At 57.7% G+C, this 17552-nt stretch carries 13 protein-coding genes; 2 read left to right on the top strand and 11 right to left on the bottom strand.

The window, feature by feature from the left end:
• Positions 1 to 46 precede the first annotated feature (46 nt).
• The 6 genes from MEB48_RS18400 to MEB48_RS18375 all read right to left on the bottom strand — a co-directional run bounded on the left by MEB48_RS18400 (position 47) and on the right by MEB48_RS18375 (position 8562).
• Positions 47 to 409: an ArsR/SmtB family transcription factor gene (locus tag MEB48_RS18400; RefSeq protein WP_008067485.1), complete on the bottom strand. Its 363-nt coding sequence runs from the start codon at positions 407 to 409 to the stop codon at positions 47 to 49.
• 148 nt (positions 410 to 557) lie between these two features.
• Positions 558 to 1988 carry an efflux transporter outer membrane subunit gene (locus tag MEB48_RS18395; RefSeq protein WP_237885420.1) on the bottom strand — a complete coding sequence of 477 codons (1431 nt, stop codon included), beginning with the start codon at positions 1986 to 1988 and terminating at the stop codon, positions 558 to 560.
• Between the two features lie 9 nt (positions 1989 to 1997).
• Positions 1998 to 5075 (bottom strand): MexW/MexI family multidrug efflux RND transporter permease subunit, encoded by a 3078-nt coding sequence (locus MEB48_RS18390; RefSeq protein WP_237885419.1) that lies wholly within the window; start codon positions 5073 to 5075, stop codon positions 1998 to 2000.
• On the bottom strand, positions 5072 to 6175 hold the full coding sequence (locus tag MEB48_RS18385; protein ID WP_237885418.1) for an efflux RND transporter periplasmic adaptor subunit: 1104 nt from the start codon (positions 6173 to 6175) through the stop codon (positions 5072 to 5074). Before MEB48_RS18385 ends, MEB48_RS18390 begins: the two co-directional genes overlap by 4 nt.
• A 131-nt stretch (positions 6176 to 6306) precedes the next feature.
• The gene (locus tag MEB48_RS18380; RefSeq protein WP_237885417.1) at positions 6307 to 7464 is read right to left on the bottom strand and encodes an acyl-CoA dehydrogenase family protein; all 1158 of its coding nucleotides are present in this window, start codon (positions 7462 to 7464) and stop codon (positions 6307 to 6309) included.
• Positions 7465 to 7686: 222 nt separating this feature from the next.
• Positions 7687 to 8562: an NAD(P)-dependent oxidoreductase gene (locus tag MEB48_RS18375; protein ID WP_237885416.1), complete on the bottom strand. Its 876-nt coding sequence runs from the start codon at positions 8560 to 8562 to the stop codon at positions 7687 to 7689.
• A gap of 156 nt (positions 8563 to 8718) precedes the next feature.
• Here MEB48_RS18375 and MEB48_RS18370 point away from each other — a divergent pair, with 156 nt between their 5' ends.
• The gene (locus MEB48_RS18370) at positions 8719 to 9864 is read left to right on the top strand and encodes a CE1758 family FMN-dependent luciferase-like monooxygenase (RefSeq protein WP_237885415.1); all 1146 of its coding nucleotides are present in this window, start codon (positions 8719 to 8721) and stop codon (positions 9862 to 9864) included.
• 48 nt (positions 9865 to 9912) lie between these two features.
• Here the strand turns inward: MEB48_RS18370 and rfbA are convergent, their stop codons facing one another.
• From rfbA to MEB48_RS18345, 5 genes are all read right to left on the bottom strand, one after another.
• A complete protein-coding gene (gene rfbA / locus MEB48_RS18365; RefSeq protein ID WP_237885414.1) occupies positions 9913 to 10836 on the bottom strand; it encodes a glucose-1-phosphate thymidylyltransferase RfbA in 924 nt (307 codons plus the stop codon).
• A 64-nt stretch (positions 10837 to 10900) separates the two neighbouring features.
• Positions 10901 to 11983, bottom strand: a complete 1083-nt coding sequence (gene rfbB, locus MEB48_RS18360; RefSeq protein WP_237885413.1) for a dTDP-glucose 4,6-dehydratase — start codon at positions 11981 to 11983, stop codon at positions 10901 to 10903.
• Positions 11984 to 12049: 66 nt separating this feature from the next.
• Entirely contained in the window at positions 12050 to 14227 is a 2178-nt protein-coding gene (locus MEB48_RS18355) for a prenyltransferase/squalene oxidase repeat-containing protein (protein WP_237885412.1), read from the bottom strand.
• A gap of 22 nt (positions 14228 to 14249) precedes the next feature.
• Positions 14250 to 15500 carry a hypothetical protein gene (locus MEB48_RS18350; protein ID WP_237885411.1) on the bottom strand — a complete coding sequence of 417 codons (1251 nt, stop codon included), beginning with the start codon at positions 15498 to 15500 and terminating at the stop codon, positions 14250 to 14252.
• Positions 15497 to 16468, bottom strand: coding sequence for an acyltransferase (locus tag MEB48_RS18345; protein ID WP_237885410.1), 972 nt, complete (start codon positions 16466 to 16468; stop codon positions 15497 to 15499). Before MEB48_RS18345 ends, MEB48_RS18350 begins: the two co-directional genes overlap by 4 nt.
• 567 nt (positions 16469 to 17035) lie before the next feature.
• Here MEB48_RS18345 and MEB48_RS18340 point away from each other — a divergent pair.
• Complete coding sequence (locus tag MEB48_RS18340; protein WP_237885409.1) at positions 17036 to 17380, top strand: cupin domain-containing protein; 345 nt, start codon at positions 17036 to 17038, stop codon at positions 17378 to 17380.
• The last annotated feature ends 172 nt before the right edge of the window (positions 17381 to 17552 follow it).

Raw genomic sequence — 17552 nt, 5'->3', positions numbered from 1 at the left:
TTGCAGTGAAGGACTCTGCCCTTCACTTGCGGTGTCACCTTAAACCTCAAGCCTCGGCATCTTCGTTCACTTCATGCTTGCTGATCACTTCGACGGTCTGTTCATCAAACTTGACCGCGGTGAGCAGTGAATCGAGCAGCCCAGGAAAACGCTGGTCCATGTCTTCGCGGCGCAAAGACAACAGGTTTTCACGACCATACGGCCGTTGCCAAATCAGACCGCTGTCACGCAGGACCCGCCAGTGATGCGTCATTGTCGATTTCGACGCCCCCTTGAGAATCCGCCCGCACGGGTGTTCCTGGCCATCGGCCAACACCTTCAATACGGTCAGACGCAACGGGCTACCCAGTGCGGACAGAACATTCTCTAATAAGATCTGGTCCTGATTAGGGTGATTTGCAACGTTCATAGGTAGGTACCTTTGATGATATAGGCGGGAGATGTCTTACTTGGATTCGTCTATACGAGAACAGTAAGACTATACACAAAAAGTACACCCCCGCGATAACCACCCCGGGTACTACAGCATCTTGAACCCTGCAATCCCCGTTCGTTTTCTACTGCTCTTCGCGCTCCTGGAAGCCGCCGCCCAAGGCCGCCATCAACGAAATCGAACTGTCGATGTGCTTGCTGTTGAGGAAGGCCAGGCGCATCTCGTCCTGAATCAATTGTTGCTCGATGTTTAACGCATCCAGGAACGTATCTTCCCCGGCCTTGTACCGGGACTGAGAAAGATCGTAGGACGACTGGGCAATGGCACAGGCATCTCGCTGCACTGCAATCTGCTGTTCGAAAGAGCGCAGTTGCGTGACCGAAATTGCCACTTCATGCAGGGCCGAGGTCAGCACCTGGTTGTAGTGAGCAATCGAAATGTCCAGTTCGGCGTTGCCGGCCTTGAGGTCGGAGCGCAAGCGCCCGGCATCGAAAATCGGCAGGGAAACGGCCGGTGCGATGTTCCAGAACTTGCTGACGCTGGCCAGCAACGCATCGCCGGACAAGGCGTGAGTCCCCGCCGAGGCCACCAGGTTGATGTTGGGATAAAACGTAGTCTTTAACGCATCGATATTTTTATTCTCGGCCTCGACTCGCCAGCGCGCCGCCACGATGTCTGGCCGACGCCCGACCAGTTGCGCCGGCAACTGAGCGGGCAGCGCCACTACACTGGCTTGCAGGCTCGAAGGACGGTCGATGCTTTGCGCGCGATCGACGCCCTTGCCGACCAGGGCCGACAACTGCAGCCGGGCGATTTCGATGTCATCCAGCGCGCCGATCAAGGTCGATTCCGAGCGCGCCTTGAGGCTTTGCACCTGCTTCAACTGCGACAGGTTATCCAGCCCCGAGGCGTAGCGTGAGTCCGAGAGTTCCACCAGTTTGCTCAACCGTGCGAGGTCTCGGCGATTGAGCTCTGACACTTGCCAGGCATAGGCCAGTTGGTTGTAGGCCTTGACCACGTTGACCGTCAGAATCAGCCTCGACGATTGCAGGTCGACTTCGGCCGCCATGGCGCTGTTGAGTGCCGACTCCCAGGCCGCCCGCTGTCCACCCCACAGGTCAAAGGTGTAGTTGAAATTGACCGCCAGCGATCGGGCGGTGACGTAGTTTTGGCCCTCTCCGCTGTAGTCCTCGTACCGCGACAACCGGGCACGCGTGACGCCCGCCGAAGCATTGACTTCGGGGTAGCGCTCGGCCTCGCGCAAATCCAGAAATGCGTTGGCCTTGGCGACCCGTGCCGATACTTCCTGCAGGTCCGGGTTGCTGGTATAGGCCTCTTCGATCAAGGCCCCCAATCGCGGATCTCCCAACGACGTCCACCAGTCGGCACGAGGCCAGTTGGCGGGCGGCAATGTGTCTTGCAGCGTTTTGGAGTGCAGATCGTCAACCGACAACAAGGTGCCCTGATGATCGATCCCTGCATAGTTCACACAGCCTGCCGCCATCAGGATGGAAGCCGCCAGCGGCGCCAGCATGAAGCGAGTAATCCGATACATACAACATCCTCACATGATGGGTTGCGACGCACTGACCAGAATGGCTTCAGGTGCGCGGGCGGGCTGCTTGATCGAACTCAGCAAGGTGTAAACCGAGGGCAGGATAAACAGCGTGAACAGCGTGCCGATCAGCATGCCCACCACAATCACCAGGCCCAGCCCGAAGCGGCTATTGGCGCCGGCACCGCTGGCGAACAACAGGGGCGCAAGCCCCACCACCATAGCTGCGGTGGTCATGAGAATCGGCCGCAAGCGAACCTGCGCGGCATGTTGAATCGCCTGTACCCGGTCCATGCCCTGCTTACGCTGCAATTCATTGGCGAACGCGACCATCAGAATGCCGTGCTTACTGATCAACCCGATCAAAGTGATGAGGCCGATTTGCGTGTAAATGTTCAGCGACGTCATCCCCAGCGCCAGCGGTACCAGCGCCCCGCAAATCGACAGCGGTACGCTGATCAGAATGATGAACGGATCGCGGAAGCTCTCGTATTGCACGCTCAACACCAGGTAAATGATCACCAGTGCCAGACCGAAGGTGAACGCCAGGCTGTTGCCCTCCTGCACGTACTGCCGGGCATCGGACTGCCAGTCGAAACTGAAACCGGCCGGGAACCCTTCCGATTGCTTTTGCAGGAACCCCACGGCATCACCCAAGGTCACGCCCGGTGCCGGAATGGCCTGGAACGTGGCGGAGTTCTGCTGGTTGAACTGGGTCAAGCGATTGGGCTCGACTTTCATGCTGAGCGTGGCCAGTGTCGACAACGGCACCGGATTGCCCTTCTGATCCTTCACGTAATACAGCTTGAGGGTTTCCGGGGTGAGCCGGTCCGAGGAAATCGACTGCGGAATCACGTCGTAGGAGCGCCCGTGAAAGGAGAACCGATTGACATATTTCTCGCCGATCAAACTGTTGAGGGTCTCACCAATATCCTGCATGCGAATGCCCAGGGCGTTGGCCTTGGCGCGATCGATCTGGATTTCCACCACTGGGTTGTTGAAGTCCAGGTCGCTGTCGACCACGGCAAACAAACCACTGGCCTGAGCCGCCTGCTTGAGCTGATCCATCACGTTGAACAACGCCAGATAATCCTGATCGCTGCGGATGACCATTTGTACAGGTAATCCACCGGTGGAACCCGGTAATGGCGGCATCTGGAACACGAAGATGCTGGTGCCTTCGATCTCGTTGACCCGCGCCTGTAAGTCGGGCTGGATCGTGTTGGCGTCGCGACCGCGCTTGTCCCAGTCCACCAGGTTGATCCCGCCGACGCTGTTGGACAGCCCATCGGAACCGTTGGCCACCCAGTTGCTGTAGCCCTCGGGAATCTGGTTGAACGTCTCGTAGAGCTTGTGGGCGTACGCTTCAAGGTAATTGAGGTTGGCATGCTGCGGCGCCTTGATGGCCGTCAGCAGAATGTTCTGATCTTCCAGCGGCGCCAGTTCGGTCTGCGCCGAGCGGTACAGGAACGGCAGGCTGAAAAAGATCACCAGAGCCACGCTGAGGCTGATCCAGCGCCGCGCAAGCGAGCCGCCCAGCAACGCACCATAGCGACTGGCCAGATACTGGAAGAAGCGGTCAGCCTTGACGGCCATGAAGCCTTCGCTGCTTTTGGCATCCAGCAGACGGGTACTCATGATCGGCGACAACGTCAACGCAACGATGCCGGAGATGACCACGGCCCCTGCCAAGGTCAGCGCAAATTCCTTGAACAGCGTGCCGGTCAGCCCGCCCATCAAACCGATAGGCGCGTACACCGCCGCCAGGGTGAACGTCATCGCGACCACTGGCCCGGCCACTTCCCGGGCGCCGATCAACGCGGCATCGAACGGGGATTTGCCTTCCTCGATGTGGCGGTGCACGTTCTCCACCACCACGATCGCATCGTCCACCACCAGGCCGATGGCCAGAACCATCGCCAGCAACGTCAGCAGGTTCAGACTGAAGCCGAACATCTGCATCAACATCGCGGCGCCGAGCATCGACAGCGGAATGGTCACCAACGGAATCAGCACGGTGCGGAACGTACCCAGGCACAGGTAAATCACCAGGACCACGATCACCAAAGCTTCCAGCAACGTGTAAGACACTTCATCAATCGAGGATTGAATGAAGTGCGCGACTTCAAACGGAATTTGTACCGTCACACCCGGCGGCAGGGTTTCCTGGATCTGCGGCAACAGCTCCCGTACGCGTTTGACGATCACCAGCGGGTTACCGGTCGGTGCGGCGTCCAGGCCGAGGAACAGCGCCGGCACATCACTCATCGAACCACTGGTATCGGTTGAAGCAGCATTGAGCTCGACCGTCCCGACATCCCGCACGCGGATGATGCGGCCATTGTCGTTGCGCAGCACCATGTCGCGGAAATCTTCAACGCTGTTCAGATCGGTGTTGACCCGCAGGTTGCTGACCACATACAAGCCCTTGACCTGCCCCGGGGCGGCCTGGAAGTTGTTGCCTTCGATCGCGTTCGACACGTCCTGGCCGGTCATCCCGTAGCCCGCCAGGCGTTGCGGATCCAGCCAAAGGCGCATGGAGAGTTTCTGCTCGCCCATGATGTTGATTTTGGCCACGCCTTCGATGCCGGCGAACATCGGTTCGACGACACGGGAAATGTAATCGGACATCTCCGGGATGGTCAGGTTGGAACTGGCGAACGCCACGTAGGCCACACTGGTAAAACCACCCGAGGTGCGTTCCACCACCGGGTCATAGGCATCCTTGGGCAAGCGGTATTTGATCTGATTGACCTTGGCCATGACCTCAGTCAGCGCGGAGATGGAATCACTGTTGAGTGCCATCCGGATCGTCACTTGGCTACGGCCTTGGGTCGATGCCGAAGACAAGTAATCGATGCCCTCCACCGAGGCCACCGCCTGGCTGATCGGTTGCGTCACAAAGCCCTGCATCAACTCCGACGAGGCGCCCGGGTATTGGGTGGTGACCGTGATGGTCGAGGTTTCCAGCATCGGATACTGGCGAATCGGCAGGTTCAGCAACGCACGCACGCCGAACAGCAGGATCAGCGTACTGACCACCACGGCCAGCACGGGGCGGCGGAGAAAGATGTCGGTGAATTTCATTTTTCCAACCCAGTGGTGAGGTTAAGGCCAACCGTGTCCGGCACACCTTCCACAGCCACTCCGTCATGGAGTTTCAACTGCCCGGAAGTCACCACCTGCACGCCCTCGTTCAAACCTTTGTCGACAACCGCCCAGCCATCGCGGCGCTCACCGACCTTGATGCTTTCGCGCTTGACCTTCTGCACCCCCAAGTCATCCGTGTACACGGAAAAGACGCTTTCGCCGTAGGCGTTATAGGTGATGGCCGTTTCCGGAATCACCAGCTCGGAAGTCTGCGGCAACGTGACCGACACCCGGGCATACATGCCTGGGCGCAGCAGTTTTTTCGTGTCGGTAATCACGGCCTGAACGTTGATGGTGTGGGACTGATTGATCTGTGGATCGACCGCCACGATCTTTCCCTGAAACTTCACATCCGCCCAGGCATCGACTTTCGCCTGCACGGTCTGGCCGAGCTGTACGCGGGAGCCATCGCGCTCGGCCAGGGTGAAGTTGACTCGCAGCACACCGGGGTCGGTCAGGGTCGCGACAGCGCCACCGGCCTCCAGGTACTGACCCAGATGCGCCTGACGAATCCCGAGGGTACCCGCGAACGGCGCACGAATATGACGCTGGGCGATTTGCGCCTGCATGCGCTCCATGTCGCCTTTTGCCGCGTCATATTGAGCACGGGCACTGTCGAAGGCCCGACGGCTTTCAGCACCGGTTTTCGCCAGTTCCTGCACCCGGGCGAATTGCGCCTTGGCCGATTCGAACTCGCCCTTCAGGCGAACCAGCTCACCTTGCTCCGGCGCGTCGTTGAGCGTGAGCAGAACCTGTCCCGCCGCCACTTGATCACCGGACTCGAAGTCGATGTCCACGACCTTGCCGCTGACTTCGGCCGACACCAGCACCTGGCGCTGAGCCTCAAGCTTGCCGATGGCTTCCAGGTAATAGGTGTAGGGCTGCCTCTTGACCTGCGCCAAACCGACTTTGGTACTGGGTATCCGTTGTTCGGCCGAGACCGGGGCGGGCCACCAGAAACGCCAACCGAGGGCACTGCCAAAAACGATAACCAGCAGAACAAACACCAGTGATTTAACTTTATTTCGAGCAAGCATATGGCACTCCCTTGACTCTCAACTGCGAGCGCAAAAGTTCAAGAATTAATAAAAAAAGGCGGCACAAACCCGGCGTGTTATTAATCCTTGTGATTAATCACTCATAACACGCCGGGTTTATTTATAACCGTTTACGCTGCCGCGAGCGCGTTGGTCTTATCCAGGTAAAACTTGCCGATACCGTGCAAATTCAAAGGTGACAAAGTGAAGTGCTTTGAACCAGTATGAATGTCGCGGAAACAGCGTTCCAGGAAGTGGGATTTATAAACCGCTTTGGAACCGGCGAGCGCGTAGATCTGATTCACCGCGCTCACCGAGTTTTCAGTGAGCACCGAGGCCGCCAGGCCGACCCGTGCACTGACGGGATCGCCGATCGTTTCACCACGATTGATGACCTGGCAGATCGCATCTTCAAGCAGCAACTGAGCCGTGTGCACCGACGAAATGGCTCGACCGGTTTTCTCGAAAATCACCCCTTCCAGGCCAGGATCGGTGTTTACCGCCCGATCGTTACGGAAATGATCGACCGCTGCACGGGCAACCCCCAGCACGGTGGACATCGCCGCCAGGGTACCGAACTCGTAATAACCTGTGGCGTACGCCCGCGAACTACGAATTTGCGGGGACTTCTTCAACGTCTCGACATCCAGGGAGAAGGCCTTGTTGACCAGCACTTGCTCACATTCGAAATGATGGCTGCCCGTGCCGCGCATGCCCAGCGTGTCCCAGGTGTGGTTGATCTTGCATTGGGACGCAGGGACAAAAAACATCCGCACTTCAGGCGCCGAGCCGTCGGCCGGGCCTTTCACCGTGGCGGTGCATACCAGCCAGTCGGCATAGGCCGAACCGCTGGCGAAAGCCCACTTGCCGCTCAACAGGTAATCGTCGCCGACCGGCACTGCCTCACCGCCAGAGTGAATCGCACCGATCACAAAACCCGTGCAAGTGCTGTAGATCGCTTCGGAGGTGTGCTCCGGCAAGTAGTCGGAGAGCCGGCCCATCGCCACTTGCACCGCCAATTGCCAGGACACCGAGGCGTCGTGACGGGCGAATTCGAGCAGCATGGCGGAAGTCGTCTGGATATCCACTTGCGAACCACCAAACGCCCTGGACACCGACGTTCTGCCGAAACCTTCCTTGAAGAGCTCAGACATCACATCCTTGTGAGTCGCATTCGTCTGCTCGCTGTAATCCCTGTGTCTGATGATCAACGGGTTCAGCGCACGCACCTTCTCAAGCCACTCATTGGACTCAGTGGGAAGATTGTTCCATTGCATAAGATTTTTCATAACGGCTCCTAGCTATTATTTATTTAATGATCAGCAGACGAAGAACAGATGAATCTTTATTATTTTTTAACTCGACAAAAATGTACGTCTACAGTCGTACATTGGCAAGCATTAGTTACGCTTTTATTATAGAAAATATGCCCGTAAAACTTAATGAAAAATTTCAGACGACAAGGCACTATCGAACCTCCATAGAAGTTACGCCTTTTGAACTTTCGGCTATTAGCGTGAGCCGGCGCGTCGTGCACTCACCTCCGACAACGATGCCCAGTCCTGATCGCTCTGACCATGGGCCATTCCGTCCAGCAGGTTGTCTTTCAACACACTGGCAAACGGCAATGGCACCTGCGCCGCTTCGCCCGCCTCCAGAGCCAGACGAATATCCTTCAGACCCAGGGACAGCTTGAAGCCTGCCGGCTCAAAATGTTTATCGATCATCAGTTGCCCGTAGCCTTGATAAACCGGCACGGGAAACAGCGTCGAGGTGATCATTTCAATGAACGTTGCACAGCTGATGCCATAGCCGGTGGCCAGGGTGGACGCTTGCGCCGTGGACTCGATCGCCGCCGCCACCATCAGATTGGCCGACAGTTTAGCCACGCACGCCAGTTCCGCGCATTCCCCGAATGGCCAGGTCTTGCGTCCCAACACATCGAATAGCGGCTGAACACGGGCCAGTGCTTGCGCGGGACCGGACGCGAGAATATTCAGATTGCCTGCCGCGGCCACGTCCACCCGCCCCAGCACCGGAGCAGAGACATACGCCACACCACGCTCGGCATGCAGCGCCGCAAACTCCTTGGCCAGCGCGACCGACACTGTGGACATATTCACGTGAACACTACCCGCGGCGAGGCCATCCAGCCCTTTGCCGTCGATGAACACCGAGCGAATGGCAATGTCATCGCCCAACATCGAGATCAATACCTCGGCCTGCGCGGCGAGCGCCGGACTATCGACGGGCTGAGCACCGGCGCGCGCCAGTTCATCCAGCGGTGCCGACGATCGATTCCACACGTTGACCCGATGACCGGCCCTTAACAGGTTCAGCACCATCGGCACGCCCATCGTGCCCAAACCAATAAATCCCAGCTCCATGCTCTGCTCCCGTCCTTGTCAGCTGTTCAAAATGTCCGTGGGACGTCGATCCAGAATTGCGATTGTACGTGTACAGGCGTACATTTCAAGTACCTCGTTTATTTAACCTCGAGGCACCGGCTTCAAACACACCTACACGCAAGGCAAGGAGGCTTTATGCAATTCGGGATCTACACCGTTGGCGACGTCACACAAGACCCGACCAACGCCAGTACCCCAAGTGAATCTCAGCGCATTCAGGCCACCCTGCAAATCGCGCAAAAAGCCGAAGACATCGGCCTGGATGTGTTCGCCACGGGCGAGCACCACAATCCGCCGTTCATCACGTCCTCCCCCACCACGTTGCTGGCGTACATCGCAGCGAAAACCCAGCGCATCATTTTGTCGACGTCCACCACCCTCATTACCACCAATGACCCGGTGCGGCTGGCCGAGGAATACTCGTTGCTGCAACACCTTGCAGGAGGTCGCATGGACTTGATGCTTGGCCGGGGAAATACCGCACCGGTCTATCCCTGGTTCGGCAAAAGCATCGTCGACGGCCTGCCGCTGGCGATGGAAAATTATCGATTGCTGCACAGGCTCTGGCGCGAAGAAGACATCAACTGGAGTGGTCGCTTTCGTACCCCTTTGAAGAACTTCACTTCCATTCCCAGACCGCTGGACGACCTGCCGCCCTTCGTCTGGCATGGCTCGATTCGTACCCCGGAAATCGCCGAACAAGCGGCGTATTACGGTGATGGTTTTTTTGCCAGCCATATCCTCTGGCCCCGCGAGCATTTCATTGCCCTGGTGGAGTTTTACCGTGAGCGGTTTGCGCACTACGGGCATGGCACGCCGGAACAAGCCATCGTCGGCCTGGGTGGTCATATTTTCATGCGCCGCAACTCTCAGGACGCGCGACAGGAATTCCGCCCTTACTTCGACAACGCCCCGGTGTACGGTCATGGCCCTTCCCTTGAAGAGTTCATGGAGATGACTCCGTTGTCCGTCGGCAGCCCCCAGGAAATCATCGACAAGACCCTGACGTTCCGCGAACACTTCGGCGACTACCAGCGACAGCTGTTTCTCTTCGACCATGGCGGTATTCCTTTAAAAACCGTGCTGGAACAACTCGACATGTTCGGCAAGGAAGTACTGCCGGTATTGCGCGAAGAGACCCGCAAGCGTCGCTCACCGTTAGCCGCCGAGCCACCGACCCACGCCAGTCGCCTGGCACGTTTGCGTTCGAAGCAAACGCCGCCGCTTGAACCACGACCGGGCTTCAAAACCCCGCAGCACGACAGCGTCACCGGACGATAAACCGCCCGTTCAATAGCCCACGATGATCCTGTGGGCCATTGACCGATATCAGGCCGCGCCTTTGAGCGGTTGCCGTGCATCCATGACCGACAGCACGTCATCGTTGATCAGCCGGGCGAGGTATTGACCGTAGCCGGTCTTGCTCATGCTCCCTGCCTGCACCAACAGTTGGGCATCGTCGATCCAGCCTTTGTTGTAGGCAATCTCTTCCAGGCAAGCGATCTTCAGACCCTGGCGTTTCTCGATGGCATGCACAAAATTCCCTGCTTCCAGCAAGGAGTCGTGAGTCCCGGTATCCAGCCAAGCCAACCCGCGCCCCATCACCGAAACGTTCAACTTGCCGCGTTCCAGATAGACATTGTTGACGTCGGTGATTTCAAGCTCGCCCCGTGGCGATGGCTTGATATCCGCGGCGATCTGCAGCACGTCGTTGTCGTAGAAATACAACCCGGTGACCGCGTAATTGGATTTCGGATGGGTCGGTTTTTCGCAGATGCTCAGGGCTTTGCCGGTGTCGTCGAACTCGACGACGCCAAAGCGCTCCGGGTCGGCCACGTAATAGCCGAACACCGTGGCGCCGTCCTCGCGGCTCGCCGCTTCCAGCAGCGTGTCACCGAAACCGGCGCCATAGAAAATGTTATCGCCCAGCACCAGGCATACGTTGTCTTCGCCGACAAACTCGCGACCGATGATGAAGGCTTGGGCCAAACCGTCCGGGCTCGGTTGTACCGCGTAACTCAAGCTCAAGCCCAACTGGCGGCCGTCGCCGAGCATGCGCTGGAAACCCGGCAAATCTTCCGGGGTGGAGATGATCAGAATTTCGCGAATCTCCGCCAGCATCAACACCGACAGTGGGTAATAAATCATCGGTTTGTCGTACACCGGCAGCGACTGCTTGGAAACTCCCAGGGTCACAGGATGCAACCGTGAACCCGCGCCACCCGCCAATAAGATTCCTTTGTACTTGGCCATGCTTTGCTCCTTGAAGCAGTTGTGTGACAGACGCCCGCAATGGCGTCCGTGAAGTGGGTTCGGTTCAGGCCTCGACGGCTTCGTTCTGGTGTTCGCCGATGCGTTCCAGGGCGTAGTCGCCCGACAGTACCCGCGTCCACCAGGAACGATTGTCGAGGTACCAGTCGACCGTTTTGCGCAGGCCGCTCTCGAAGGTTTCCTGCGGCGTCCAGCCCAGGTCCTGCTGGATTTTTCCGGCATCGACGGCGTAGCGCTTGTCATGGCCGGGACGATCCTTGACGAACGTGATCAGGTCCCGAAAGCGCTTCATACCCGCCGGCTTGAGTGCGCCGCGCGTCTCCAGCAAGTCGCACAAGGTGTGCACCACTTGCAGATTGGTTTTCTCGTTGTGACCACCGATGTTGTAGGTCTGCCCCACCTCACCGCGGCTGACCACCGCATACAACGCCCGGGCATGATCTTCGACGAACAACCAGTCACGGATCTGCCCTCCGTCGCCGTACACCGGCAACGGTTTGCCGTACAGCGCATTGAGAATGATGTGAGGAATCAGTTTTTCCGGAAAATGGAACGGCCCGTAATTGTTCGAACAGTTGCTCAGCACCACCGGCAAACCGAACGTCCGGTGCCAGGCGCGAACCAGGTGATCGGAGCTGGCCTTGGTCGCCGAGTACGGCGAACTGGGTGCATAAGCGGTGGTTTCGGTGAACGCCGGATCCTCAGGTTCGAGGTCGCCATACACTTCGTCCGTGGACACATGATGGAAACGAAACGCCGCCTGACGTGGCGCATCCAATCGGTTCCAGTAGCCACGTGCCGCTTCGAGCAAGGTGTAGGTGCCGACGATATTGGTCTCGATGAAGGCCTGGGGCCCGTCAATCGAGCGATCCACGTGGGACTCGGCCGCCAGATGCATGACGGCATCGGGTTGAAGACGCGCAAATATCTCGTCCAGCGCATTCCTGTCGCAGATGTCCACTTGATAGAAACGATACCGCGGCGAGTCGGCCACATCGACCAATGACTCGAGGTTACCGGCGTAGGTCAACTTGTCCACGTTGATCACTTCGCACTCGGTTTCGTTGATCAGATACCGCACGAGTGCCGAGCCGATAAAGCCCGCGCCCCCTGTCACTAAAATTTTCATCAGCGCCTCCCTTGGCCAAATGATGATTCACAGTCCATCGATTGGCGTCTGCCATCGAGCCATCGGTCAGTTGAGCAAGGCCACCCAGTACTGGCTCAAGCCTTTCTCCAAAATCAGCAAGGTCTGAATGCAGACAAAGCTTTCGTCGGTGGTGGCCGACGTCGAATTGAGCGGCCCGAACCCGCCATCCTGTTTTTGATGGGCAGCGATCCAGTCCTTCGACGCTTGCAAGTAGTCGGGTTGGGCATCGAGCAAATACATCGCGGCGATGGCCATGTAGGAGCCCACCAGGCTGACAGCCTTGCCGGGCCGATAATGGAACGAGCCATTGGGCTGTTGCAGTTTTTGCAGCCACGCCACAGTCTGCTGTGCATTGACGATGCGTTTATTGAGGATGAACAGCGTGGAAACCACGCGGTACACCGAGAACGCATCCGGTGGATAACCCGGCTTGTTGGCAAACCCGCCATCGGCGGTTTGGCATCGCAGCGCGAAAGCCTGCACGGCCTGCTCGTCTGGTGCCCGAGCGCCGAGCGCATGCAGCGACAAGACCGCCAGGTTGGTGTGCCAGATATCGGAGACATAACCCGCGACATCGCCGAAACCACCGTCCGGGTTCTGGCACGCCTGCAAGTAACGCACGCAACCTTCGACATCATCCGGCAGCGCCCCCAGCACCCGCAGTGACAGCACTGCGCAATAACTGGCGAACACATCGCTGAGATGACCCGGTTGTTCGGCAAAACCGCCGTCTGCGTTTTGCGATGACTTGATGCAGTCGATCAGGCTCGTCTTGTTTTCAATCTCGATGCCCAGGGCATGCAAATCCGAGATCACATGCAGACCGGAAAACACCTGCCACGTCTTGTCTGCCCGAAACCCCAGCGGAGCGGTTTCAGCGGTCAACCCGTACGGTGTGTCACTGGAGGCCCGAGCCTGGGACAGCCAGGCCAGGTAGCGCTTCAAGTCAACATTGATCGCCGGAACGGCTGCCGGATGAATGTCCTGCACATCGCCACCGCCATCGATGCCTTCCAGCCCCTGTGCCACCAACGCCGCGTCATCGTGATGATGCACTGCCGTGACTGGCTGAGTCGCCTGTAGCGCCTGCGCGGCGGCGAGCTGGGTTTTCAGGCTCTTCAAATGCAACGGCAGGTACGTCAGGTTGCCGATGGTGAAGATCCCGGGCTGACGCGGCGGCGCCCAGAACTGCCGAATGAAGGGCACGGTCGGGTCATCGGGGGTCGACCAGAAATAGCCTTTGCCCATGAACAGCCCACCGTTGCGGCTGTCGTGAAAATCCAGCAAGGCCGCCGTCACGCCGGCCCGATCGAGGTCGTGCGCATCCGCCGGGAACGCCTCAATCGACTGCAACAGCAGCGCTGCGTCATAGGCCGTCTTGATTGGAAATGGCGACTCGTGTTTCTTGTAAGACGTGTGCCAATCAACCCGCACTTTGCCGTTGATACACACGCGGTCCCAGTACCCGCCATAGGCCGGATCACGGAACAAGGCCAAGGTCTGCTTGAGAAACGAGCGGGCCAGATTCGACAGAGCATTGTCATCGCGAACGTTGGCCAATCCGACCAGTGCAAGACTGGTCTGCGCTCGAACGGCACAGCGGCTCAACGCCACATCGACACCCTGCTCGCTGGCACTGCCGGCGACGCGGGCGATCAGGTTTTCGGCATGCACTTCAAGATGCCCGACAAGGCCGGCTCCCAGCGGATCGGTGCCGATCAACGAGAGCAAATTGACAGCGCTGATGTCGAGCTCGATCGAGGTGGCCAGTTCCAGCGGTTCGGACCAGTCACTGCTATAGATGCCAGCTACGCCCGATCGGCTATAGACCGTTTCGATTTTTTCCAGCATCGCCTTGATGTTGGCCAGGTTTGCGGTGTCTTGCGGCACTTTGCGCTGGTAGGTAATCAACGCCGCCAACGCATCCAGTTGCAGCGTCAGCGTCCGGCAACGCCCCGAACCGTGGGGCGTCCAGAACCGATCGGCGAGCTCGTGAAACCCCGCGTGCTGGCCATCGTACAAACGCATGAGGCCCTCATGGGCGAAACGCAATTGCGCTTCGCTGCCATGTGCTGCCTGGTAGAGCGTCACCTCAACCTGATCCTGCAACTGCTTGTCACTGGAAATCGCGACCTGCCCGCAGGCATCAGTGATTGCGAAATAACCACCGTACTCGGCGTCTTTGAGGCCTTGATCAAAAAGGAACTGTGGATGAAGCGACATGGTGTATTCCTCTTCCATGAGGTTAGGCGGCTTTGCTTTCGGTCAACGGGACAATGGCGTCCTGGCACAACTCGATAATCCGCGTGGCAGCGCGGGCAGCGCCTTCGCCGTCCGGGGCGGCCACTTGTTGATGAGGGGCAAAGTAATCGGCTGCGTTGGTATTTTTTTCGAGCTCGCCCGCCACCAACTCAACGATCCGGTGCTGGTCGTGCCCCAGATGGGTCGGGAAACCCAGAAGCTCCAGACGACGTAGGGCCTCGAGTTCGTGGTATTCCGATTTCGACGGCAGGACGAACAACGTAGGAATGTTCAGCGCTGAAATTTCCGTCACGGTGATCCAGCCTGGCGCCGAAATCAGCAGACTGGCTTCACGCAACAGGCCCATCCAGTCCGGGTAGTACGGCACGCAGATCACGCCTTCCTGGGCCTGGATATCCTGACGTCCCAGCAGCACCATTTTCAGCTCTGGATTGCGCTCGCGCAGAGTTTTGAAACTCTCCAGGTAAGCCGCCAGCAGCGCTTCCTTGTTTTGCGAGAACATCGTAGTGCCGCTGATGGAGGCAACAATGAACGGCGAGTCGCCAAGGTTCAGTTCGGCGCGCACGTTCAAGCCGCTTTGCACCGTGATGTCACGGATCATCGGCCCGACGAAGTGTGCTTTGCCGGCACTCAAGGCCTCGGCGACCGGAGTGCCTTGATCGAGGGAAGCGACGTAGGGCTTGTCAGTCAGGACCAGTTGGCTCTGATTGATCATCCAGGAGAACTGGCTGTGCAGGGCCGTGCGGGCTCTGGCCATCTCCAGGGCGTTGACTTCGAATCCGCCGTCGGCCAGGTCGCTGTCTTCCAGTTGGCAGAGGGTGAAGTCATAACGCTCGGTCACGAATACCAGCGGCGTACCGCTAAAAATCGCCGCCAGGCAGGCCGCCATGTTGTAGTCCGACACCAGCACCGCCGGCTTGTACTCCGCGATCAACGCCAGATAAGACAGGATTCGTTCGCCGGACAAAAAGGTATTGGCGATATAACCACCAATGTAATTGGCCCAGTCCAGCTCTTTCGACAAGTTGCTTTTTTTCGAGTAATCAACCAGTCGCCCAGCGATGTCCACCACCTCGACGCCGGCCTTTTCGAACAATGGCGTGAAGGTCGGTTGCAAGGAAGCCAGCGCCACGGTCAACGCCATATCCGGACGTTGTTTCTTTATCGCCTGAGCGATGGAAAGAGCCCGCATGTTATGTCCGGAACCGGTAGGGTTGGGGGCAAATAAAATCATTCCTGAATCTCCATTAGTTGAACAACGCCATTGACCACAGTGTTTTCCAATACATCCCTTATAACCACTGAATAGGGTTTTATAACGGCACCATCACCGATACTCAGTGGACCAACTATGATTGCTCCCTCACCAATAACGCAGCGACTTCCAATGCGTACAGGGGCCTCCTCCCAAGGCAGTGAACGAAATGAATGATCATGTGATGAAGTAACGACAGTGACCCGCGCGCCCAACTCACTGAAGGCACCGATCGTGACTCCGCCTGCGGCCTCGATAACGATGCCTTCAGCCAACGAAGCCCCCGCTCCAATATCGATGCCACCCAGTTGCGAGATTCCGCCCTGGCGCGCGCTGCGCCCGATCAGGATGCAGTCCCGAGCGATGTCCACCGAGGCACCACCGCGCAATTCGGCATCGATAAGCGTGTCTTCACTGATGTCCCAGGTTTGGGTATCCGGGTTCAGCTCCTTGAGTCGGGCCACGGACAACGAGGCCCGGTCGAGCAATGAAGGCATGCCCTGACGCGCCCGCTCCCGCACCTTCGCCAGCACGCGCTCGGGGCTCGGCGAGCCATCCTCCACCACATTGCGAGAGGCGATGATGCGCGCGGGGCGCCCAACCGCTACAGCATCGGGCGGAACATCCGAGACCACCAGAGCCCCCGCGGCAACCACTGCGCCAGCCCCGATGGAGACACCCGATTGCACCGTAACCTTCGCACCGAGCCAGGCGTTTGCGCCGATCCGGATCGGTGATTGAGCGGTACCCAAACACTGCACGCCGGTAGCCAGCATGCTTGCCTTACCGATGGCGACAAACTTCAAGTCAGACTTGAACCCGACAAAACAGTCATCACCCAATTGAACATTTTGCAGACGACTGGCGGCACGAATCCATACATGCCGACCGAGCTCACTGCCAGAGTCGATCGTCGTTAAAACTTCGACTACATTAGTGTCATCCACAGCAAAGCCTCATTCCATTGATACGGGATGCAAGATTATTTAACGCACACAGAAACCCCGCGGACAAATCCGCCCGTGCACAAGCAATAACTAACGATTTATTTTTCGCACTCTCAAAGCACGCACGACATTGCGTCTGCGCAACTTTAATTAATTATTTATTCCACTGTACTCGTCATTTAAACAACTACAGGTAGACAGCAGCGCTTGAGCCAACGGCCAAGTCAGAAAATTAATGATTGAGAAAGCTGAATAAAGTCTGTCCGTGACTAAAATGTAACTCCATTGGCGGGAAAGTCCGCTAGTACGAATGTTATAGTACAGACGATTTTTTGTTTTGCAATAGATGTCCTGCTGGTTATTTCGTTTTCGTCTAAAAATTCATTGAACTTTTATGGTGCATTGCTGTAGCAAAAACGTCACAAATGCACAGCAACGGTGCAAAACAGCCTTGCATAGGCTCTCGCATCAGCGTTTACAGGTAACTGGATGTCGACCCCAGACATCCGAGTGGTCCCTCTCGGCGATAGGCTGCTTCTTCAATCCCGCCGCTAGCCTGGAGCTGACATGTCCGCACCTATCACCGTCCTACGCGATACCCATCCGCTGCCCGTGCTCGACGCCTGCAAATGGGAAAAACTCAAAGGCGACCCGCACACCGTCAACCTCAACGCGTACACCAGCGAAGATGGCAGCAAGATCATGGGCACCTGGATCTGCACGCCGGGCAAGTGGTACGTGGAATACGTGAAGTGGGAATACTGCCATTTCCAGGAAGGCTACTGCATCATCACCCCGGAAGGCATGGAGCCGATCCACCTGCGCGCCGGTGATATTTTCGTCATCGAGCCAGGCATGAAAGGCACGTGGGAAGTGGTTGAGACCGTGCGTAAGTATTTCGTGTTTGCCTGATGCAAAAAACCGAGAGACCACCCGACGTGGTCTCTCGGCAAATGAAACCTGTAGATACTCTGTTCACGGTCAAGCTTTCGCGAGATGTTTTTCGCTGAAAAGCTTGGCCGTATCAAATTCCTCTCCAGAACGCATGCACGCCCATAACCCGGTCAGGTATTTACGCATCACC

The organism is Pseudomonas sp. PGPR40, from assembly GCF_022014505.1.
Taxonomy (GTDB): domain Bacteria; phylum Pseudomonadota; class Gammaproteobacteria; order Pseudomonadales; family Pseudomonadaceae; genus Aquipseudomonas.
The sequence above is the reverse complement of the archived record's forward strand: the minus strand, read 5'-3'. Positions and strand labels throughout refer to the sequence as shown.